Origin of the sequence: Gilvimarinus gilvus, from assembly GCF_030518155.1 — a bacterium.
Classification (GTDB): domain Bacteria; phylum Pseudomonadota; class Gammaproteobacteria; order Pseudomonadales; family Cellvibrionaceae; genus Gilvimarinus; species Gilvimarinus gilvus.
Genome location: NZ_JAULRU010000064.1, coordinates 1 through 303, shown reverse-complemented (window position 1 = coordinate 303; position 303 = coordinate 1). Strand labels below are relative to the sequence as shown.

Annotated in this window: 1 pseudogene; it reads left to right on the top strand. The window is 36.0% G+C overall.

The features are described 5' to 3' along the window. Nucleotides 1–303: pseudogene (locus QWI17_RS00300) on the top strand (hypothetical protein); the annotation flags it as partial.

The following is a 303-nucleotide window of genomic DNA, read 5'->3' as shown; positions in this document are numbered from 1 at the left end:
TCAAAAAAGTATGGAAAAATGAAGAATTCCGTTGGTGGGTTGGTTTACTTGCTGTCGTTACATTTATCGTTTTTGTTGTATTATTTTTCAATATTTACCCTAGTTATTCCGTCGAAACCTATTCGTGGTTTAATTTCGAACATTCATTCAGAAGTTCATTATTCCACGTTGTATCTATCGCATCTACAACAGCTTTGGCAATGGAAGATTACACAAGTTGGTTAACCGTAACCACACTTATTTTCTTCTCTTTGTTCTTCATCGGAGGTTCGGCAGGTTCTACATCTGGAGGAATTACAGTTA